Annotated in this window: 17 protein-coding genes; 9 read left to right on the top strand and 8 right to left on the bottom strand. The window is 63.2% G+C overall.

Translation table 11 applies throughout. From position 1 onward, the window contains the following. Positions 1–186: 186 nt before the first annotated feature. Both ACIBTM_RS35435 and ACIBTM_RS35430 read right to left on the bottom strand, forming a co-directional pair. Complete coding sequence (locus ACIBTM_RS35435; RefSeq protein WP_395881502.1) at positions 187–1,131, bottom strand: SGNH/GDSL hydrolase family protein; 945 nt, start codon at positions 1,129–1,131, stop codon at positions 187–189. Continuing rightward, the gene (locus tag ACIBTM_RS35430) at positions 1,124–1,954 is read right to left on the bottom strand and encodes a glycosyltransferase family 2 protein (RefSeq protein ID WP_395881501.1); all 831 of its coding nucleotides are present in this window, start codon (positions 1,952–1,954) and stop codon (positions 1,124–1,126) included. Before ACIBTM_RS35430 ends, ACIBTM_RS35435 begins: the two co-directional genes overlap by 8 nt. Positions 1,955–2,441: 487 nt before the next feature. On the opposite strand from ACIBTM_RS35430, the gene ACIBTM_RS35425 reads away from it, so the two are divergent. The 3 genes from ACIBTM_RS35425 (at position 2,442) to ACIBTM_RS35415 (ending at position 5,077) form a co-directional block, all read left to right on the top strand. Beyond that, entirely contained in the window at positions 2,442–3,437 is a 996-nt protein-coding gene (locus ACIBTM_RS35425) for an ATP-binding cassette domain-containing protein (protein WP_395881500.1), read from the top strand. Positions 3,438–3,528: 91 nt separating this feature from the next. Beyond that, positions 3,529–4,242, top strand: coding sequence for an ABC transporter permease (locus ACIBTM_RS35420; protein ID WP_395881499.1), 714 nt, complete (start codon positions 3,529–3,531; stop codon positions 4,240–4,242). Next, positions 4,235–5,077, top strand: a complete 843-nt coding sequence (locus tag ACIBTM_RS35415; protein ID WP_395881498.1) for an ABC transporter permease — start codon at positions 4,235–4,237, stop codon at positions 5,075–5,077. The genes ACIBTM_RS35420 and ACIBTM_RS35415 overlap by 8 nt, the downstream gene beginning before the upstream one ends. 909 nt (positions 5,078–5,986) lie before the next feature. Here the strand turns inward: ACIBTM_RS35415 and ACIBTM_RS35410 are convergent. Both ACIBTM_RS35410 and dnaE read right to left on the bottom strand, forming a co-directional pair. Beyond that, positions 5,987–6,331 (bottom strand): DUF6300 family protein, encoded by a 345-nt coding sequence (locus ACIBTM_RS35410; protein WP_395881609.1) that lies wholly within the window; start codon positions 6,329–6,331, stop codon positions 5,987–5,989. An 8-nt stretch (positions 6,332–6,339) separates the two neighbouring features. Beyond that, a complete protein-coding gene (gene dnaE, locus ACIBTM_RS35405; protein WP_395881608.1) occupies positions 6,340–9,867 on the bottom strand; it encodes a DNA polymerase III subunit alpha in 3,528 nt (1,175 codons plus the stop codon). 566 nt (positions 9,868–10,433) lie between these two features. Between dnaE and ACIBTM_RS35400 the strand changes: the two genes are divergently transcribed. Continuing rightward, positions 10,434–11,366 (top strand): LysR family transcriptional regulator, encoded by a 933-nt coding sequence (locus ACIBTM_RS35400; RefSeq protein WP_395881497.1) that lies wholly within the window; start codon positions 10,434–10,436, stop codon positions 11,364–11,366. Positions 11,367–11,882: 516 nt separating this feature from the next. On the opposite strand, the gene ACIBTM_RS35395 is transcribed toward ACIBTM_RS35400, so the two are convergent. After that, on the bottom strand, positions 11,883–12,500 hold the full coding sequence (locus tag ACIBTM_RS35395; RefSeq protein WP_395881496.1) for a histone deacetylase: 618 nt from the start codon (positions 12,498–12,500) through the stop codon (positions 11,883–11,885). A gap of 177 nt (positions 12,501–12,677) precedes the next feature. Beyond that, positions 12,678–13,271, bottom strand: a complete 594-nt coding sequence (locus ACIBTM_RS35390; protein ID WP_395881495.1) for a hypothetical protein — start codon at positions 13,269–13,271, stop codon at positions 12,678–12,680. Positions 13,272–13,964: 693 nt separating this feature from the next. On the opposite strand from ACIBTM_RS35390, the gene ACIBTM_RS35385 reads away from it, so the two are divergent. Then, positions 13,965–14,375, top strand: coding sequence for a hypothetical protein (locus tag ACIBTM_RS35385; RefSeq protein WP_395881494.1), 411 nt, complete (start codon positions 13,965–13,967; stop codon positions 14,373–14,375). A gap of 12 nt (positions 14,376–14,387) precedes the next feature. Further along, positions 14,388–14,900 (top strand): hypothetical protein, encoded by a 513-nt coding sequence (locus ACIBTM_RS35380; protein WP_395881493.1) that lies wholly within the window; start codon positions 14,388–14,390, stop codon positions 14,898–14,900. Between the two features lie 532 nt (positions 14,901–15,432). Here ACIBTM_RS35380 and ACIBTM_RS35375 read toward each other — a convergent pair. Further along, positions 15,433–15,924, bottom strand: a complete 492-nt coding sequence (locus ACIBTM_RS35375; RefSeq protein ID WP_395881492.1) for a pentapeptide repeat-containing protein — start codon at positions 15,922–15,924, stop codon at positions 15,433–15,435. Positions 15,925–15,958: 34 nt separating this feature from the next. Here ACIBTM_RS35375 and ACIBTM_RS35370 point away from each other — a divergent pair, with 34 nt between their 5' ends. Then, a complete protein-coding gene (locus tag ACIBTM_RS35370) occupies positions 15,959–16,639 on the top strand; it encodes a cysteine hydrolase family protein (protein ID WP_395881491.1) in 681 nt (226 codons plus the stop codon). A 237-nt stretch (positions 16,640–16,876) separates the two neighbouring features. Then, positions 16,877–17,371, top strand: a complete 495-nt coding sequence (locus tag ACIBTM_RS35365; protein ID WP_395881490.1) for a hypothetical protein — start codon at positions 16,877–16,879, stop codon at positions 17,369–17,371. 103 nt (positions 17,372–17,474) lie between these two features. On the opposite strand, the gene ACIBTM_RS35360 is transcribed toward ACIBTM_RS35365, so the two are convergent. Next, positions 17,475–18,365, bottom strand: a complete 891-nt coding sequence (locus ACIBTM_RS35360) for a helix-turn-helix domain-containing protein (protein WP_395881489.1) — start codon at positions 18,363–18,365, stop codon at positions 17,475–17,477. 128 nt (positions 18,366–18,493) lie between these two features. On the opposite strand from ACIBTM_RS35360, the gene ACIBTM_RS35355 reads away from it, so the two are divergent. Further along, positions 18,494–18,820 (top strand): hypothetical protein, encoded by a 327-nt coding sequence (locus ACIBTM_RS35355; RefSeq protein WP_395881488.1) that lies wholly within the window; start codon positions 18,494–18,496, stop codon positions 18,818–18,820. The last annotated feature ends 124 nt before the right edge of the window (positions 18,821–18,944 follow it).

Here is an 18,944-nt window from a genome sequence, read left to right as displayed (position 1 = left end):
TCGGTAAATAGCCCCGAAAATCACGCTGGTCCTTTCAGTACGGATAGTGGTCGCGAGGAACCTGCCCGCGGTCCTGCTCGGCCTGCGCGGTCTGACCCGCCCGTGAGAGCACCATGTCGATGAGCCATGTCAGGCGCGCGAGGGCCCAGATGGTGGGTGCTGTCGCCCCACCTCGTCGTCGGATTCTCACAGGCACCAGTACTCCCGCAGGCGCCCGGCGAGGTAGCCGGTGCCTTGGTCGGTCAGGTGGCACACATCGGTGAAGAATGTCTGATCCGATGGAGCATGGTCGAACCATGGGTTCGAATCGACACACGCGATCTCATTGTCGGCCGCGGCCGAACGTAGGGCGCCGGCCACCGCCTGGTATCTCGGGGTGCCCGAGACCCACTCGGCACTCTGAATGTGACGGCGCTCTTCAGAGAGGGCTGACCGTTCCGCGCGAGAGAGCTGTTTGCGGGTCCACCCGGCAACTGGTTGGATCACCACGGTCAGGTCGAGCCCAAACGCACGTCTCAATCGGCCCCAGGTTCGCAGATTGCCCGCCGCTCGCTTCAACAGCAGTTCAAGGCGATCGGAAGCGATCTCCTCGTCCAGAGGTCGCTCGAGATCTGTGTGGCGCGCCGACCGTGCCTGGCTGAGAAACCCGCCGCCGAAGACGTCGAATACCTCCGCGACCGGGTGGGCGGCGAGGATGCATTCGTTGACGCCGGTCAGCAAGATCACCCTGCGCACCTTGGGCAGGCTGGATTCCAGTGCCAGGAACGCCGCTAGCTCCTGTTGGCTGGTAGCGCCACGTATCCCCAGGTTGACGCACGGCACGCCAGGATCAGCGAGTTGTGCGGCCAAGGTCGCGGTGTCGGAGGAGACCCCGATCCCGAAGGCGACGCTGCCGCCGAGCAGAACATCGCATGTGTCGTATTGCGTTGCGATGGTGGCCAGATCCAGGCGGACGCCGCCTCTGTCATATTGCATCCTGAACCCCACGTGGTCGGTGTTGACCTCCGTGGAGCGAAAGTTCGGCTGCTGAATCGACGACAGAAACGGACGTTCAACCAGTTTCAGGGTCGCGTAGCCGGTCGATTGGGCCGTGACCGATGACTTCGTGGTGGCGCCTCGCAGCCTACGCATCCGCAGCCTGACGCCACGGGGGCTCGGCATCGGCGCGACCGAGTGGATGCCGCCCGAACTCTGGGAAGGTGAACCCCAGCGGTTCGAGACTGGCCGCGCTGTGCTTGGCCTTGAAAATCTCGTAATCCTTGCGTACCACCGCGTCCAGCCGAGGGCTTCGAGGCAGGTCGAACGCGAAGTCCCGCTCGGGAAGCCCGTGAGAGAGAGTCGAACTGGAGTAATGCCGCACCACTGCGTTCTTCACCCGTGTGTAGCGGACGCCCGCGGCAGCAAGCCGGATCTCGTAGTCTTTCTCGCCGTACCACATCTTGAAGTCCGCGTCGAACGGCCCGATCTCATCAACCAGAGCCTTGTCTAGCGCGAAGCATGCGGCCTCGATCCGGCCGTAGGTGTCTTCCAGGACGAGGTCTGACATCGCATCAGCTTCGGCGGTGACGTGGTACAGCTCGTTGCACGGTGACTGCTGTTCGATCAGGTGGGGGTAGACGAACTTCGCGTCGGTCGTAGCGAGCGCCTGGTGCAGCCACCGCCACCAATCTCGCGTGCAGAACGCCAGGTCGTTGTTGCAGACCAGCACGTGTTGCGTCTCCGCCGCCTCGATCCCCTTGTTCCATGCCGCATAGAGGCCCGCGCCCCCCGTCTCAAGGAATCGATAGTGCTTCCTCAGATGCCGGGTCTCGTCAGTCGAACCATCGTCAACAATGACGATTTCGTAGTCAGACGAGTCGAGAGTTGCGGTTATGGACTCAATCATCCATCTCGTGCACGAATACAGATTAAATGTAGTGATAACGATAGTTACAGGTGGCGACAAAAGTGACATGGAAGATACCAGCGCTCCCTCGGAGGCGGAAAAGTGCGTGTCGCAATGACCCCTTTGCTTAGGCTAGCGAAGCACAAGTGGCGCAGCAAGGGTCCAATCATCCTATGGCTGTTCTAAACTCGGTCGGGCTAACGCCGCCGTGCGAGTCAGAGACGCCATGCCACACATCGTAGGAAGTCGCTACCGCATCTGGGGCAATATCTCACTCGATCGTCGGCGAAAACCGATGACAGGCTGTGTTCAACGCGACTTGAAGGCTGCGCGATGCCACAGTTGCAGCGAAAATTCACTGCCGACGACCGCCGGTACAGGCATCGAACGCGATATGGTGCATCCATTGGCCGGGAAGGTTTCACACAGCCCCCTCGCTCCCGGCTTCGCCCATCCGGCGACAGATCCCGTGCGGCGAGCTTCTGCTCGACGATCCCCCGTCCCGCGAATACACGCTGGACCACCACGGACAACGCATCATGGAGGCACGCCTCAGATGACGCTTATCGAAGCAACCAACCTCACAAAGCAGTTCTCGCGCCCCGATGTGCCCCCCGGGCGGTTCGCGGGGATCCGCGCACTGGTCACACGCAGCCGTGCGGTGACAACCGCTGTCGACAACCTGAGTTTGCGGATTGCGCCGGGCGAGATCGTCGGCTTCCTCGGCCCCAACGGCGCCGGCAAATCGACCACAATCAAGATGCTTACCGGAATCCTTACGCCCACCTCGGGCAGCGTTGTCGTAGCAGGCCACACTCCTTGGCGGCACCGGAGGCTCAACGCGCAGAACATCGGCGTTGTGTTCGGGCAACGAACTCAGCTGTGGTACGACCTTCCACTGATGGATTCCTTTGAAATAGTAAGAGATCTGTACGATATCGACCACGGGATCTATCGACGGCGACTGGCGAAGTTCAGCGAGTTGCTCGAACTCGACGACTTCATCAGCACTCCCGTCAGGTCACTGTCACTCGGGCAGCGGATGCGTGGTGATCTTGTTGCAGCTATGCTTCACGATCCGAGGATTCTATTTCTGGACGAGCCCACTGTGGGCCTTGATGTCGTCGCCAAAGGCAGAATACGAGACTTCATTGCCGACGCGAACATCAGGGAGGGGACGACGGTAATTCTGACGACTCACGATATGGAGGATGTCGAGAAGCTGTGTCGGCGCGCCGTCATTATCGACCACGGGAGACTGCTGTACGAAGGTGGATTGAACGAGCTGAAGACACGCTACGCGGTCCACCGCGAAGTGGTAGTGCACTGCGGCGAGTTCGACGGCCGTACCCTTTCCACGCCGTTCGCTGAGATCGTGTCAGCGGACAGAGGCCAGGTCGTGCTCCGCTTCGACCCGCGCGAAGTGGACGCGCCGACTGTCGTCCACGACCTCACCGCACGGTACCCGATTACCGATCTCGCTGTTCGCGAGGTGCGATTGGAGGACATCATCCGCCGTCTATACACCAGCCGGGACTATGTGGTCAGCTAGGGCTGTATCGGACTACCTGAGTCCCCTGAAGGGACCGTTTCGGGGCGGTCTGAGGTCAGTCCTAGCCTATCGATCCGACCTTCTTTTCGGGGTGTCAGGGCTGACCGTTCAGATCGTCCTGACGACGACAGTATGGCGCGTCCTGTACGCAGGTAAAGACCAGGTTGCCGGCGTCAGCGGCGCGGTGGCGGCCTCGTACGCCATCCTCGCCGCGTGCCTGCAACCGGTTGTGATGCCGTGGCAGTTCTCATCGCTTCCGCTTCGGATCATGCGCGGTCAGATCGGTGTCGACATGATCCGGCCGCGATCGCTGGTGAGCCAATGCCTGGCCCAAGCGTCCGGAACAATGGTGGGGCGCCTGCCCATCGGTTTCGTCGGACTGCTCGTGGGACTCGCCGTGCATGGTCTTGAACCTCCCGCCAGCCTCGACAGGATCCCCCTCTGGCTCATATCCATGTGCCTTGGCGTCGCCAACGTTTTGATCATCAATCTGCTGGTGTCAATGGCGGCCTTCTGGACGTTGGAGATAGCAGGCCCTCTCATCGTCTACCGCTTCGGGTCAGCGTTCCTATCTGGAGCGGTGATCCCGCCCTGGTTCATGCCAGGCTGGCTCGAAAGCATCGTCGCCTGGCTTCCGTTCCAGGCGCAGGTTTACGCTCCGCTGTCACTCTGGTTCGGAACAGTGCAGGGCACACAAGTGCTGGCAACCCTAGGCACACAGGCCATGTGGATCGGGGTCCTGGGGATGCTGTTGTATCTGGTCTGGCGGCGAGCTCTACGAAAGGTCGTGGTTCTCGGTGGATGAGGTGCCCTGCGGTCCTAGCCGCTTGAGCGTGCTACGGCACGAACTGCGTGCGACGGCGGTGTTGATCCGGGCATCCTGGCGGGCGGCCATGGCCTACCGCGTGAGCTTCTGGTCGGCTCTGACCGGCGGGGTCGGGTTCCAGGGAACCCAACTGCTGTTCCTGGGCGTGCTCCTGGCCAGTTTCAACAACGTGGGCGGTTGGCCGCTGAACGACATTGTCTTCGTGTTCTCTTTGAGACTCGCCGCGCATGCGGGGTACGTCACCCTTTTCGGCTCTCTCTACTCCATCGACCGGGCGATCCAGCAAGGCGATGTGGACCGCTACCTACTGAGACCCACCAGCGTCTTCACCCAAGTCATCACCAGATACGCCCCGATCATGGCGCTCGGTGACGCGGTCCTCGGGTTCGGCTCCTTGATCGCCTTCGCCCCAGGTTCTTCAGTGACGTGGACAGGCGCACAGGTTACCTACCTATGTGCCTGCCTAATCGGCGGCGCACTGGTCGAGGCGGGAATACAGACGTTCCTTGCCGGACTGTCGTTCCGCTTGACAACAACGGAATCCTTGAGATCCCTCGTAGACGACACCTTCACCAGGTTCGGCGGCTACCCACTCACCATCTTCAGCAGAGAGGGGTTGATCACGCTGACCTTCGTCGTCCCCATGGCGTTTATCGCCTACCTACCCGCAACTTACTTGTTGGAGCGCACGGGCGAACTTCCTTTCCCGTCATGGCTAGCAGTCGCATCACCCTGCGCAGGACCGATCGTGTTCGCGATCGGGTTGACCTTCTTCAACCGCATGGCAAAGGGCTACAACAGCCCGGGAAGCTAACCCAAAAGACAAGACCACCATGGCGACACCGCCGGCAGCCAGCCACCGATCCCGCCCCGGTTATCGCTCGTCAACAGCCTCTCTCACTGCGAAACTTACAGCTCCTACCGCCGCGCGGGCACTACCCAGAGCCTCCATCAGGGTTCCGCGGTTATCGGCCATCTGAGCTGTACGCTGTTGCTCATACGACGAGAGCAGCAGTTCGGCCGCGTCCAGAGCGGATGCAGCCGCCCAGAGCACCGGATCGGCCCGATCGCTCGGATCCCTGAGAACCTCGGCGAGCTCAACAACGCGACGACGCAGTTCGTCTATCTCCGAATCCCGAACCATCACGCTCCCCATTGCGTCTCACCGCTGCATTTCTTCGGACTGCGTCTCCGCACCGGAACGTTCCGATTCTGGCGGTCCGGGTGCCACCTGCAAACAACTCCGCATATCCACGATGGCCACATGCACCAACATCTGACATCGTCATCGCCGAGATGCCGGCAAACCGACTCGCCAAACGTCGCCCCCATGTTCAATATACCGCCGTCCGCCCCATACTGGAACGTTGCAGGCCATGAATGTAGCGTCGCGACACAAGGTTTCTACAGCCACGGCCTACCGCGCTCGACGGCTCGCCACTGAGGGATGTCACCCTAGGGGCTCAGAATCCGGCCGGAGAAGTCAGGCGTACACGTCGACCCACGGCGGGTGCCATCGCTGCAGTCAGCGCGCCCATGCTCCATTGGTGAAGTTCTTCACCAATGGAGATCGTCAAGCCTGCACGTCCTCGATCGCTGCGACTACCGATAAGGCATAGTTCCAGCACCGCGCAATCGCCGAAGACACAGCCGCGCCACTCATCCAGACTCCGACCAGTCGACGAATTTTAGGAAAGCGACATTACCTCTCGATGACGGCACTTCACATCTCGCCCGACTCCCAGTCTCGAATCTCCTGGTCCATGTCGGAGTCCGTGTATCGGGGCGGATTTGCCACAAGGTAGTCCAGCCATTCCCTTAACACTGGGCCCGCAGCGTCCACGGCCTCTCGATCGATCCGTTCATAGACGGAGAAGTATGCCAACACGCCTTGCGCTGACACTTCGTTCCGATCGCAGTGAGAACAGAGCTCCACCGTTCGCCGACCACTGACCTGACCTGATCCCATCCTCATGACAGTCGGGACTCGAACAACCAGGAGCGCCGCTCGGCCGCAACGATGACAGATCAGCGAATCCGCATCGTCGAGAACTATTTCGATGTCCATCACACGATCTAAACTGCAACCGAGATTCCCCGGATGCCCTTCAACTCACCCGCGAGACCAGCACCCGTCTTAACCGGAAAATCGTCCAGAGCAAACGTGGTCTCGGTCCCACGGTCGCTGCACAAAACCAGTCGAACAGGGGTCTCACCCTTGTGGGCTAGGAGCGTTCCGCGCAATTCGGCGACCACGTCGCGATCAATTTTAGGCGCATCGATGCGGATAACAAACGGCTCCTCCCCTACTCCAGGGTTGTGCTCGGCATCACTAATATCGAGCACGAGCAAGCCGCCGCCGAAGATGGACATCTTGTCTTCACGGAAGTTGACCCGACCCTTGATCGCTACCGCCGTGTCAGGAATCAGTTCCTCGTAGAAAACGGAATACGACTTGGGGAAGAACAGGACCTCGACAGAGGCATCCAGGTCCTCGACCACAACGATGGCCCATGGGTCACCTTTTTTGTTCACGCGGCGGTCCACCGATGAAATCATGCCCGCGACGACGACCTCACCCTCCTTCGGCGGGTCGTCGAGCAGCGCAGCAATCGGTTTCGGAGCCTGCTTCCGCAGCAGCCGCTCGGCACCATCCAAGGGATGCGCAGAAACGTACAAACCGAGCATTTCGCGTTCAAACCCGAGAAGCTGCTTGCGCGGATACTCTTCGTCGTCGAATTTCAGATGAGCGAGAGGAGACGAAGACACCGCGGATTCCGTATCGTCCGCCCCGCCCGAGCCGAACAGATCGAACTGTCCCATTGCTTCTTGCCGCTTCAACGGCACAACTGCTTCGACGGCCTCTTCGTGCACCCTGAACATCGACAGACGGGTGGCGCCCAGCCCGTCAAAGCCACCTGCTTTGATCAAGGACTCCAGTACGCGTTTATTGCACGCTACGAGTTCTGATTTATCGAGGAAATCAGTGAACGAAGTGTACAGGCCCTTACTTTGCCGAGTCTTGACGACCGAATCGACGACGTTCGCGCCGACGTTACGGACCGCACCAAGTCCGAACCGGATGTCTGTGCCGACCGCCCGGAAGCGAAGATTGGACTCGTTGACCGACGGGGGAAGCACCTTGATACCCATGCGGCGACATTCGGCAAGGTAGATCGCCGACTTGTCCTTGTTCGTGGCGTTCGAGGTGAGCTGAGCGGCCATGAACTCGGCCGGGTAGTTCGCCTTCAGGTAAGCGGTCCAGTAGGACACAAGCCCATACCCAGCAGTGTGCGACTTGTTGAACGCGTAGCCGGCGAACGGCAACATGACGTCCCAGAGGGTCTGGCACGCCTCCGCGGAGAAGCCTTTGCCGAGCATCCCAGCTTGGAATTGCTCGAACTCCTTCTCAATGATCTCCTTCTTCTTTTTACCCATTGCTCGACGCAGCAAGTCTGCGCCGCCAAGGCTGTAGCCGGCGAGCTGCTGCGCGATCGCCATGACCTGCTCTTGGTACACCAGCAGGTGGTAGGTCTCCCCGAGGATGGGCTCGAGTGCGTCCTTCAGCTCGGGGTGGATGGGTTTGATCTTCTGACGGCCATTTGAGCGTTCGGCGTAGTCGATGTGCGCGTTCGCAGCCATGGGACCCGGCCTGTACAGCGCCAGGACCGCCGCGATGTCACCGAAGTGCGTGGGCGCCATGGCCCGCAGCAGATTGCGCATCGCCGTGCCATCCAGCTGGAACACGCCGAGCGTGTCGCCACGCGACAAGAGATCGTAGGTCTTCTTGTCGTCCAAGCCGAGGGTGGCGAGGTCAATGTCGACGCCGTAGTTTTCCTTCACCGCGCGAACGGTGTCCTCGATGATGGTCAGGGTCGACAGCCCCAGGAAGTCCATCTTGAGGAGCCCCATGTCTTCACATGAGGGGTAGTCGAACCCGGTGATGGTCGAACCATCGTCCCTACGCCATAGCGGGATAACGTCGAGGAGCGGTTCTGATGACAAGATGACGGCACACGCATGGACGCCGGCGTTTCGGATCAAGCCTTCCAGTCCACGCGCGGTGTCCATGATTTTCTTGACTTCAGGGTCAGTCTCCGTCAGGGTCCTGACCTCGGACGCTTCACCGTACCGCTCATGTTTCGAATCAAAAATTCCCGACAGCGGAATATCTTGCGCCGCGATGGGCGGCGGCAGGGCCTTGGCGATCTTGTCGGCGATGGAGAAGCCGGGTTGACCAAAGTGAACGCGTGCAGAGTCCTTGATAGCAGCCTTGGTCTTGATGGTACCGAACGTGATGACCTGCGCGACGTTTTCCGCGCCCCACTTATCAATCGTATACTGGAGAACTTCTCCCCGCCGACGGTCATCGAAGTCGAGGTCGATATCGGGAGGGCTGACGCGTTCAGGGTTCAGGAACCGCTCGAACAGGAGACTGTGCTCGATCGGGTCAAGATCAGTAATATGCAAGATGTAGGCGACAAGCGATCCTGTTGCCGAACCACGGCCAGGCCCAACGCGGATCTTCTGGTTCTTAGCCCAGCGAACAAGGTCGCCTACGACGAGGAAGTAGGCGGAGAACCCCATTTTCTCCATGATGCCGAGTTCGCGATCGATTCGGTCGCGATATTCTTGCGTTACTGTCTCGAACCGGGTTGGAAGAAACTTTTCAACCTCGTCGCGCAGGAGGTCCGCTTCGGTCTTACCTTCAGGTACCGGAAACCTCGGCATTCGATCCTTGAAGTTGAATACGTCTTCATAGGATTCGACCATTGATGCGATCAGCAGGGTGTTATCTGCCGCTCCGGGAACTTCTTGATCCCAGTATTCACGCATCTCCGCCGCGGACTTCAGGTAATACCCGTCGCCATCGAACTTGAAGCGAGTCGGGTCGCTGAGGGTCTTTCCCGCCTGGACACACAGCAATGCGGAATGCGCTTCGGCCTGGTCCTGGGTCACATAGTGGGAGTCGTTGGTCGCAACTGGCTTAAGATCGAGAAGACGGCCGATCTCGAGCAGCCCCTCACGGACCGAGCGCTCGATAGGAAGACCATGGTCCATCAGTTCCAGGAAGAAGTGGTCGGCGCCGAAGATGTCCTTGTAGTCGGAGGCGGCTTGGATCGCCGCCTCACGCTGGCCGAGGCGCAGGCGGGTCTGCACCTCTCCTGACGGGCAGCCCGTGGTGGCGATGATGCCGTGGTGGTTCTCGGCCAGCAGGTCACGGTCCATCCGCGGCTTCCGGTAGTAGCCTTCGAACGACGCCAGCGAGGACATCTTCTGAAGGTTTCGGAGGCCCTCGGAATTCTGCGCCCACATGGTCATGTGCGTGTACGACCCGGCGCCGGAGACGTCGCCACCCTCACCGAACTCATCCGAGCCGCGCTGCCCCTGCTGCCCCCAGAACACCGGCTTCTTATGGAACCTGCTCTCAGGAGCAAGGTAGGCCTCAATGCCGATGATGGGTTTCACCGGGCTCTTCTGCGCTACCCGGTAGAACTCCGCCGCCGCGGACATCGTGCCATGGTCGGACATGGCGATCGCGGGCATCTCAAGGCGCTCAGCCTCCGCGAACAAGGGCTTCACCTTGGCAGCGCCGTCCAGCATCGAGTACTCAGTGTGCACATGCAGGTGGACGAATGAGTCTGACACGACTTGCTGCTCCCGTGGTTGTAGCTCCGACCGGCTGGGCTCCTACACTAGCCAAGCTCCTCGCCGATCCGACGGCACCACGCGGCACCTTGATCCATGTGGCATCCCGCGAGCGCGTGGCGACGCTCCTACCTGCATCGAAACCATCAGAGGGCGGGCCTTCGGACCGCACCTCTCGACGCGTCATCACCAATCGGTTCTGCTCTGTATCACTCGTCACATCGGGGCCCCGAACGCTGCATCGACGACGCTGAATCGATCCTTCGCCGCAGCGAGCGACGCTAGAGGCGCTGGTTCATCACGAGCGTTTCACTCGCAAGTGGTGGCGCCTCTCAACAGCCAGGTGCTGTAGGACGACGCCACCCGCCGAGGCCGCCCCCTCCCAGCCAGGCCAGGCGCCGAGCCGTGGCCGCCACACAACGTCCTGACGTGGCGCATCGACGTCATGCCTCAACGATCGCTAGCTGAAGCCCGCTCGCCCACCTGCAGAACAACCCATGGTTGTGGATATCGTGCACTGAGTGGACCTTGATGCAGCCATAACGTTCATTGCGGTCGCCGAGGCCGGCCAGTTCCAAGTTGCCGCGGACGACCTAGGTATCACGCAACAGGCCGCCTCGAAGCGGGTCGCGAGCCTCGAACGCCAACTTGGCGTTCAACTGTTCTTGCGGAGCTCCCGAGGCGCCCGCCTGTCTGTCGACGGCCTCGTCCTGCTGCCTCACGCCCGAGAGTTCGTCCGCGCAGCTCAGCGAGCTGTAGCGGCAGTGGCGTCAGACCGCACCGCCCTGCGCATCGATGTTGCCAGCCGCAGAACGGCTCCGTCCCACCTCCTCGACGCCTTCCAACAGAAGCACCCCCATATTGAGCTCGACGTCGTCACCTTGACCACAAGCCACCCCGATGCGGCCCTGGCAGCGGTGCGTAGCGGCTCGCTGGATGCCACGTTCAGAACACTGCGCAACTCAGCTGGCTCTGTTCCGCATGGCTTACGCGTGAGGCGTGCCATCAACGACCGCCTCCAGTTGCTGGTCGGCCCACAGCACCCACTGGCCAAAGCCAAAGTCATACAGCCGACGGAGCTCGGTAGCTACCCCATCTGGGTGCACTGCCCAGCAGACCCAGAGCAGGAGGGTTACTACGCTGACCTGGCGGCAGCCTTCGACCTGACCATCGACACGATCGAGCCCAGCTACCCCTTGTCGGCGCTTCTCTCCGAACTCGCGGACTCCACTGAACTGGCTACGTTCGTCCTCGAAGGCTCGCGGTGCCTGCGGCCTCAACGCTTAGGCCTCTGTCAGATACCTATCGTCGACCCGACCCCCCTCTATCCTGTCTCGATCATCTGGCGAGCTGACAAACCACACACCACGTTGCCCAGCCTCCTAACTTTTCTCCAGAGCTCACACGCGCCAACGGCGCGCGGCGACCGCTGGCTCCCCGGATGGGCAAACTGACAGTCGCCATCAGCCCCGTCACCGCTCAACTGCCGTCAGGTCGATCACCATTCCGGGCTCAGGCCAGACGGATGACGCAGAAGTCGTTGAGGGAGGACGCTTCAGGATCAATGTTCCGGTCGGCGGTGGCGGATGAGATGGCGGTGATCAGGGTGCTGATGCCGTCTCTTCATACAGTCCATAGCACTTCAGCGTGTCGATCGGACAATGGGGCAGCCGCCAGCAAGCCCTATCAGCAGTACTCCGAGCGCCATCTCGGCGGGTTCACCGCCTCGCCTTCGCCCAACGCCGCTTGAGTTCTTCATCCCCCCGGGACCGTGTCTCCGCAGAGCCCTCCGTGAGCGCTCCGCTCCCACAGCCATCGAATGAGGCACTGGCCAGGTCTCGCCTGGTTTCGCACGCACCCGTCCACGTGGGCGCAGCGCCCGTGCCGGCCGCCGAGACCGATTGGCGATGCATCACGTGTGGTCGTTCTCTGCGCAAGGTCCGTGACGGAGCTACCGGCGCGCCCGGCGCTCAGCCCGGCAGGGTGGTCGGCGTAGCCGCCGGGGTGTCGTGCTGGCCGAGCGCAGTGAGAAGGGCCTGCGGGGTCCAGGTACCGTGCGCGCCGGAGAGCTCGGTGAAGTATTCGACTGCTCGGGCCACGGTCCAGCCGTGGGCGTCGCACAGTCCGGTGGCGAGCATCCGCAGGTATGCCGCGGACGGCGCGACAGGGGCGACCTCGTCGGCGGCCCACGGGGCGGTGAAGGTCAGCACGGGATACCCGTCGAGACTGCCGACGCGCAGCAGGGTCTCGTAGCGGCCGGGGCCGAGGGCCGCCACACCGTTCGCCAGGACCGACGCGAGATCGAGGTCGTCACCGGGCTCCCGGTACATCTCCTGAGCCACGACGTCGGCGAACTGCCCCGAGGTGATCAGGTAGGCGCGTGCGAACGCCGCCCCGGGCAGCCCTGGATCGTAGAACGCGCGGCCACCACCCCACACTGGCGACATGGTCGCGAAATAGATCCCGCCGGGCAGTTCACAGCCGCGTGAGTCCACCGGCGGCCGCGGATCGCGGCACCCCGGATAGAGCCGGGTGCCGCCGTCCGGAACTCCGCCGGCGAGATAGCAGCCGAACCGGGCGGCGTTCATGTTCGAGCCATAGCTGGCATACCAGACCAAGTCAGACGACCTCGTGCCCAATCCGCCCGGATTTTCCACGTTGGCATCCCCCCTCCCCCGTCATCTGCTCGTCACACCACCATGCCCGCGGCGGCTCCGACTCGCGCATCGCCGAGCGGAAGACCCCAGCCGGAAGACGAGGCCCGGTCAGTCATCCTCGCTGCGGTGCAGCCGCGCGGCGAGGAGCGGCACAAGGTCGACGTCGGTGCCCGGCCCGAACCGCTCGGCCTCCTCGACCGACACCGGTGTCGCGCCGTGCCGCACTCGCGGGCAGACCGGGCAGGCGCCTTCCAGCCCGGCCTGCCAGGGGCGCCCACACGAGTGGCACAGGCCCAATCCGAGCAGCGCAGCCTGTGTTCTGGGGGTGATAGTGGGGATGCGGTGCTGCCAGCGGATACGGGCGGCTTCGATCGCGTGGCGCTGCCCGGCCATGCGCGCGGCATGCTTCCAGGTCGGATCGTCGGTATGCCTGGCCAGCTCGTCATACAACCGGGAGGCGAGGGCGTAGGCCTCGGCCCGGCGGCAAGGGTCGGTCGAGCGGAAGTCCTTCTCAGCCATGCCCAGGCCACGCTCGAGCTCTTCCCGCGACAGACCCGGCCGGAACCCGCCGACGTGCCCTGCGCTGTCCGCATCGTTCTCGCGCCACGGGCCGCCGCGCTGATTGCGGACGTGACTGTAGGAATCGTCACCGCCACGGGCCTTCACGCGATCGCGGCGCTTGCTGCCGGCGTTCTTGGTCATGATCGCCTCTCCACGGCCGGAGCCCACGCCATCCGACCGGAACGATCGACCGCTGTCCGAAGGATGCCGAACTGCACGTGAGTCCCCAACCTCGCCCCTGAGCGGGTATCGACCCTTGTCCTCGTCGACGTCCGCGCCCTTGCGTGGGAAGGGGACATCTCGGAAGCCGGCAGCGACGTGCGGCAGCCTTCCCGACCGTACCGCACCCTCATGACCGGCCCCGGACGTTCATGCCGAGTCGCGTGTACGGGCCCGGGCGAGTCAAAGCTTGGCACTCCCGAGTCGCGGCCGACAACGCCAATCTCGATGCCGGGGAACGACGCCGGCAGCACGGCGCCGTCCTCCGCCGACTCGGCGGAAACAGCATCGCTCAGCGGCAGTGCGGGGCGAACTCATCGACCAGCGCAGAGCCCGGTCGTCCACGATCTGACTGTCACCAGAGCGACACATAATTTGCCCACCGGAGGCGTCCGCCGCCCGGCTCACACCATCGAACAGGAACACCGAGATGTTTCGTCGTTCCCCGAATGTCGGACCGGCGTGATAGACGGTGGGCATGAACGTTGCTCTGGGCATGGCACACGCAGAGGGCCGTTGTGACCTCCGCAGCGAGCGGAACGGCCTCGGCGCGCTGCGTGCCGTGGCCGTCGTGTCCGTGCCGTGCCCTGCGACCCGACGTGCGGTGGTCACATCGTGTCCCTGACCAGTGAACTCGCCAGCCCCCGAAGCCCGCTCACCGCGTGGTGCGAGCGAACATTCGCCGGGACGGCGTCGGTGGTCGAGCAGATCGCCACCGCCGTACGGGAGGTCCGCCCCATCCGCCCCTCCGGACAGGTCCCGGCACGATGGTGGGCCGAAGTCGGCGGAGCGTTCGGACAACGTGTCGCTGACCTCGTACAGCCCGCACCGCCGTACTACGCGCTGCTCGGGCTGATCCACGCCAAGTGGGCGTCCCCGGCCTGGGCGCACGATCAAGCCGCGCGCTACCCCAGCCACCGGCACCTCACCGGCGACCACCGCGCCCGAGCGCTGCACCTCCGACCGGCCTCCGCGTCCTGCCGCTCGCCCGCTCTGAAACCTGCTGGCGAACCGGAAAAGACGTAGGAGATCAACCAAATGAACGCACTTACCCTGGACCAAGCCTGGCTGACGTCCTGGCGCGACGACATCAACCGTGCCCTGACGCCACTCCTCGCGACATTCGAGAACACCTACGGCTACCCGCCAGGAGAGAACCGGGTCGCTCCCGCTGGAGACCGCCCACCAGCCAGAGAGTCCACTCTCCCTGACATGCCTGTCACCCTCACCGTGTTCTACCGAACGATTCATGAGGTCTTGTTGCCCGACATCGGCAATGGATACTTCGTCCACCCACTCGACCACGTACTGAACGAGCTCACAGAGCAAGGCCCGGTCAGTCTTCCTGAATCCACCCAAGGAGTGGTCTTCGGCAGCGATGGTGGAGGGATCCTCTACGCGATCCGCCACGATGGCACGATCTACCGGTCCCAAGTCGCATCCAGCGACGTCGACTTCGACCCCCTCGCCACGGACCTGACCGACTTCCTTGACCAGCTCCGCCAAGCCACCATGAGGTTCATCGCCACCGGACAACCCGGATGGCTCTAACCCTTGCCCTATCACAAAACGCCCGACCTCAAAGGGGCATTCAGACAGTTGCGATATCTGACGTCGCCAGAGGCCGTCTACCCCGAGGAGGTCATCAACGGCCACCGGGTGTTCATCGCCCGCCGGCGCGCGCTGCGTCCCAGCGAGGAGTACCGGACACCGACCGAGGAGGAGTGGACCGAGTTCCTGGGGCACTTCGAGCGGCGGAAGGTCGCGCTGGGTGATTGCGGACGGGCGTATGGGACGGGGTGCCAGCACGAGCACAGCTGCGTTCGATGTCCGGTCCTCCGGGTCGATCCGAGCCAGCGGCACCGCTTGGAGGAGATCCGGAACAACCTCGCCGTCCGGATCGCCGAAGCCGAGCGCGAGGGATGGCGCGGGGAGGCCGAGGGCTACGCGTCAGCCTCGCCGCCACCCGAGACAAGCTCGCCGGGCTCGACGAACGTGCCAAGCGAGCCACCACGGTCACCCTCGGACTGCCGGCCTTCGGCGAAATTGCAGGCAGAAGCACCTGCCTGCCCGGCCAATCGCCTCAGCGGTGAGGCAGTTCTCGAGGAAGCCCGTTGTGGAAATCCGCACCTTCAAGCTGGGGAGGCTGCGTGAAGTTGGTAGCTTCGAATGAGGTTTCTCCTTCGAAGGCAACGTTTTCGAACGAAGTGTTCCCAGCGAACTTGGACCTCCTGAAGAGTGTCCCACCTGCGAATATTGCACTCCTGAACCACGCGACCATGTTGAACTCGACATCGCTGAAGTCAGCTTCTTGGGCAAAGCTGGCTGCAGTGAACCAGACGTGCCCAGTGAAATGCGTTGACTCAAACTGGGCGGCTCCGGAGAATTTCACCCGACCAAAGTCGGCATTTCCATCGAATCTTGCGTGCCGAACAAGCGTGTTTCGTGCAATTGTAGCGCCGATGAATCGGCCGGAGCGCAGATGGCAGTGGTCGAGATCTAGGTCGAGCAGGACTGCGCCGGTGCGGTCCAGGTCGATGTTCCTGCTGCCGAGCCGAACCGGAGGGACGATCAATGGTTGGCCTGTTCACTCTGAGGAGCGTTGAGCGATGGGATCTACTGCTCTGCTGATGATTGACATGCAGAACTCGTACGTCGCGAACGATGGCGTCCGGGATGCGCTGGGCTGGCCGCCGATCTGGCGGTTGCAGGAGACGATCACCGCCTGCACGGATCTGCTGGCCGCTGCCCGGGCCCAAGGGATGCAGGTCATCTACTCCCGATCGACCGCCGGTACTGCTGGGCCCCTCGGACAAAGTCCCCGCATGGCTCGGTTGCTGGCTCACCGCTCTCACCTCATCCCCGAGGTGGGAGCGGCCGAGCACGAGTGGAACCGGCAGATCATGGACGCGGTCGCGCCCGAGCAGGGGGACGTCGTACTGGACAAGACCCGGGCCAGCTTCTTCGACTACACCGAACTCGATCCGTTGCTTCACAACCTCGGCGTCCAGCGACTCATCGTGGCCGGCTTGCAGACGAACGTATGCGTCGAAGCCACCGCCCGTGCCGCGCTGGCCCGCAACTTTGAGGTCGCCGTCCCCAGTGACGCGGTATCAACCGACGGCCCCGCCTTGCACGAGGGCGCGCTCAACTCCCTGCGCGTCCTCTATACCGAGGTTGCCCCCTGGAGGGAACTCCTCGCGCCCGACGCGGCCTGGGACCGCGCGTTCACCACGCCGAACTACGGCCGCGATCCGGCGTATTGGACCGAGACCACCGCCACCACGTGACTACTGGCCCGCCCATTGGCCCGAAAAGGATTGGGCCTGTCCCTTACCTGGCCTGCAGAGCGGAGGATCAGGACCGTGGGGAAACGCGGAATCTGGCGCACCAGCGCGCGACGAATGCGTATCTCGGTCACCGACTTCGCCGGCTTTGCTCCGGCCACCGTTCACCCCACCCGGGACGCACGTGCCGGGATCAGAATTCATGAGTGCCAGTCGCGAGGTCGTGCGTACGCTGGTGCGATGGACGGGTCGACGACGGTGGATTGGTCCGCAATGCCTGGGCCGGCCTGGTACCGGCCGGAGGCGGCCGCTGGCGCTGTCCAGGATCTGGCGGCGGCGGTATCGGCTGACGGCGCCGCCTTGGCGGTTGGCCGGTTGGTCGACGCCGTCGGCAACGACCATGCCGGGACGCTGTACCCGGCCGCCGTCCCGGCAGTGAGTGTGCTGCTCGAGGTTATCCGGGATCTGCCAGGCAAACCACGCATTGAAGCGTTGGGGGTGTTGTTGGACTGGTGGGGCTGCTTCGCGCCGGAGCCCGGGTACACCCTCCAGGACGACGATGGGCGGCCTGTAGAGGTGACAGAGGTGGTCGAGCGCCAGATCCGCGACGCGGCGGACGTGTTGCGTACCGTCGCCGACGACTGGTCAGACGGCAGCCCCGCCAGGAAGATGGCCAAGGACTTACTGGCCCTGCTGGACGCGGGCAGCTGGTTGGATCCGGCGGACAACCACTGACCAGAGCGTAATTCCGCACGTGCGCCAGCGGCAGCATCGAGATCTCGGGCTCGGTGGGGGCACTCGGTGGGGCGAGCCGCTGAACGCCTCGACGTCGTCGCCGTTAGAGAAGCGGGCGGCCCGCTTCCAGGTTTGTGCCGGTCAGTGGCGTGGGGCGCAGGCCGAAGAGGCTGCCGAGATGGAGGTCCGTCACGCTCCCCGGCCGCAGTAGCGCTGTCGGGGTGCGACCGATCAGCAGGCGAAAGTCACGGTTGAGGTGCGCCTGGTCGGTGTATCCGCAGGACGCGGCGAGCCGCGGCAGGGGTGGCGGATTAGTGCCCGTCAAGAGTCGGATCGCGTGGTGACATCGGGCAATCCGCCCGACGGCTTTCGGCGGTAACCCGACTTCCCGGTGGAAACGGGTGGACAGATGTTGCCTACTCAGACCGGCCCGCCTTGCGAGATCGTCGACCTTGACCGCACCGCCCGATATGGTCAGGCTGCGCCAGCTGCGGTCGACCGGCTCGGGCAGTTCCGGCCCATCCAGGAGCACGCTCGCCAACCACCGATCGAGGATCCTGAACCGTTGGTGCGAATCCCGCGCCTCCTGCAGCTCTTCCCGCAGAAGCCTGGCGCGTGTGCCCAGGAGATCCTCGATTCCCACAGTGGCATTGCTGATCTCCCGCAGTGGCAGGCCGAACAGCGCTCTCGCGCCCAGCGGGGTCAGCTCGAGGATGATCCCGCGCTCCCGACCCACCCGCGTGTAGGTCAGCGGCGTGGTCGACAGCCCGACGACCGGGGACTCCGCCGCGAGCGGTGAGCCGGCCACCTGATGCCGAACGGGCGTGTCCAGATCGATGACCACCACGACCGAGTTCAGCGCGCCCACAGTACGTGTCTCCGGCACCGGTGCGTTGCGCTGGAAAGCCAGATAGAAGGCCACCCATCGCGCCAGTCGGCGATCCGGCCATCGGGACGTCCAAAACCCGTCGTCGGACGACAAAGCCTCTCCCACTGCTGCCCCTTTGGTCTTGGCGATGCCATGAGCGGCATCCGCAGCACGGACAGCATCTCAGGAAGTGCGGTCGTGGCGTGATGTCCCGGCTGCCAACGAATCGAAACCTCTTCGTACTCTTCCCGGTCGTGGCCGTGGTCGTCCTTCTCGTCGTGATGCTGCTGGTGGCGTTCACCAGGAAAGGCTCGGTGGCCACCATCGCGATGACCGCTCGGCGAATCAAGCTGCACACGGCGGCACCACCGGCCATGGTCTGTACCTGGTTCACCCAGCACTGCCCGGCCGGCTACTCGATGGAGGAGCACGATGCCGCCAGCAGCATAGTGATCCTGTCGTCCCAACCGGCGGTCTTCACATGGGCTTCTTCTACCCGGCTGTCATCCACGCGGAGGGGGCCGGGACGCGCGTGGACCTCGGGATCACGTCGAAGCTTTCCCAGTACGGGCCGTTGGTAACGCGAGCGCACGGGAAACTCGCACACGCACTGGCCAGTCTGGCCCAAGGCCACATCGAAAGCGACTGAGCCAAGGGCCGCGGCGACGAATGAGTGAGCAAGACCGGGGCACGTTGGTATCGCTG

This window comes from Amycolatopsis sp. NPDC049868 (assembly GCF_044461365.1).
Classification (GTDB): domain Bacteria; phylum Actinomycetota; class Actinomycetes; order Mycobacteriales; family Pseudonocardiaceae; genus Amycolatopsis.
Note: the sequence above shows the minus strand (reverse complement) of the source record. Positions and strands in the feature narration are given on the sequence as shown.

Excerpts from the sequence above, each read along its gene's own strand:
- ACIBTM_RS35435 (WP_395881502.1), bottom strand. The coding sequence starts at position 1,131 with ATGCGTAGGCTGCGAGGCGCCACCACGAAGTCATCGGTCACGGCCCAA.
- ACIBTM_RS35430 (WP_395881501.1), bottom strand. The coding sequence starts at position 1,954 with ATGTCACTTTTGTCGCCACCTGTAACTATCGTTATCACTACATTTAAT.
- ACIBTM_RS35425 (WP_395881500.1), top strand. The coding sequence starts at position 2,442 with ATGACGCTTATCGAAGCAACCAACCTCACAAAGCAGTTCTCGCGCCCC.
- ACIBTM_RS35410 (WP_395881609.1), bottom strand. The coding sequence starts at position 6,331 with ATGGACATCGAAATAGTTCTCGACGATGCGGATTCGCTGATCTGTCAT.
- dnaE (WP_395881608.1), bottom strand. The coding sequence starts at position 9,867 with ATGCTGGACGGCGCTGCCAAGGTGAAGCCCTTGTTCGCGGAGGCTGAG.
- ACIBTM_RS35395 (WP_395881496.1), bottom strand. The coding sequence starts at position 12,500 with ATGAACGCCGCCCGGTTCGGCTGCTATCTCGCCGGCGGAGTTCCGGAC.
- ACIBTM_RS35390 (WP_395881495.1), bottom strand. The coding sequence starts at position 13,271 with ATGACCAAGAACGCCGGCAGCAAGCGCCGCGATCGCGTGAAGGCCCGT.
- ACIBTM_RS35380 (WP_395881493.1), top strand. The coding sequence starts at position 14,388 with ATGAACGCACTTACCCTGGACCAAGCCTGGCTGACGTCCTGGCGCGAC.
- ACIBTM_RS35370 (WP_395881491.1), top strand. The coding sequence starts at position 15,959 with ATGGGATCTACTGCTCTGCTGATGATTGACATGCAGAACTCGTACGTC.
- ACIBTM_RS35365 (WP_395881490.1), top strand. The coding sequence starts at position 16,877 with ATGGACGGGTCGACGACGGTGGATTGGTCCGCAATGCCTGGGCCGGCC.